Genomic DNA, 1375 nt, shown 5'->3' with positions numbered 1-1375 from the left:
CACCAGTGTTCTGGAAGGCATGAACAACAAGATCAAGGTCATCAAACGAATGGCTTACGGTTACCGGGATAACAACTACTTCTTCTTGAAAATCAAAGCAGCGTTTCCCGGTAAAATGCGATGAACCCTTTTTTAGCACCCGATTGTTTAATCCATAAAGCGTTTTATCCAAGCCCTGGTACCTATAGCTCTGCTAATATCGCGCTATAAATCATGCTGGATCAATGAGACGGGCGTCCCTATTTGAACGATCAAATTGCCAACATTCGTCAGCTGTTCGCTGACATCTCGACGATGTACTCGTCAGATGACACCGATATGGCTCGCCTGCGCGGGGCTCAAGTCACCTCCGTGACGCGCGTCACACTGCCGATGATGCTAGCGAATATAGGTAGTGGCTGCTGTCTCCTTATTGCCTACGCACCCAATATTCCGCTAGGGCAATGGATATGGCTTGCCGCGCTTACCTGCTTGTGCCTGATCTCCTGCAAGGGCTGGTACCGTATCCGCAAGAACCCGGTTGTCTATGCTTCATCCAAAAGCGCACATAGAGCAACGATCTACTCATCCTCCCTGGCCGCACTTTGGGCATGCATGATACTTATCTGGTTTCCTGACGCGTCCAGAGGCCAGCAGATGGCCTTCGCAACCATTGTGACCGGTATGATCAGCGCCGGAAGCTTCGTCCTTAGCCCGCTGCCCTATGCGAGTATTTGCTACACCCTTATCTACTCCTTTGCGTCGGTTGGGGCCTTGTGGTTAACCGGACATCTGGCCTCTCTTGGCGTAGCCCTGCTGGTGTGCATCTACTCACCCATGGTGCTGGTTGGTTCCTTGAGCGCCTGGCGCAAGTCAACCGATCTGATCGCGGCTAATGCGCGCTCGGAGCGACAGGAGCAAGCCCTCGCTGTGTTGCTGCAGGATTTTGAGCACAACGCTGGCGACGCGCTCTGGGAAACCGATATCGTCGGCAAGCTCAACCATGTTTCCAATCGCCTCACCGACGTCCTGGGACTGAAACAGAATGAAGATAACCAGCACAGTTTCCAGGCGTTGCTGGCAGAGCGGTGCCCGGATGACGCTGAGCGTCTACAAATACTCTCGGGTGAGGGCCAGCCTTTCCGCGATATGAGACTGACCATGACCACTCCGAAAGGGGTTGCCTACCTGGTCATGGCTGGCAAGAGCCTGTACTCAGCTACGGGTATATTTCTGGGCTGGCGTGGTGTTTTGACAGACGTCACCGAGGAGGGTGTCCTAAAAATTGTGTAACCGGTGAAACGGCAGGATACTGCCTCTCCTCCTGGAGTCACTATGACCATCAACAAACGCACGAAACGCAGTAAACCCAACCCCGAACTGCTCCAGCTCGCCG

Annotated in this window: 2 protein-coding genes; both read left to right on the top strand. The window is 53.6% G+C overall.

What is annotated here, in order from left to right:
- Nucleotides 1–124, top strand: a 124-nt coding sequence (locus H4J77_RS19440; protein ID WP_182249718.1) for a transposase, incomplete at its 5' end; no start/stop codon positions are given.
- Nucleotides 125–243: 119 nt separating this feature from the next.
- Complete coding sequence (locus H4J77_RS19435; RefSeq protein ID WP_182250104.1) at nucleotides 244–1272, top strand: hypothetical protein; 1029 nt, start codon at nucleotides 244–246, stop codon at nucleotides 1270–1272.
- The last annotated feature ends 103 nt before the right edge of the window (nucleotides 1273–1375 follow it).

It is taken from the genome of Pseudomonas sp. 5Ae-yellow (assembly GCF_014077575.1).
In the GTDB taxonomy this organism is placed as follows: Bacteria; Pseudomonadota; Gammaproteobacteria; order Pseudomonadales; family Pseudomonadaceae; genus Halopseudomonas; species Halopseudomonas neustonica.
The sequence above is the reverse complement of the archived record's forward strand: the minus strand, read 5'-3'. Positions and strand labels throughout refer to the sequence as shown.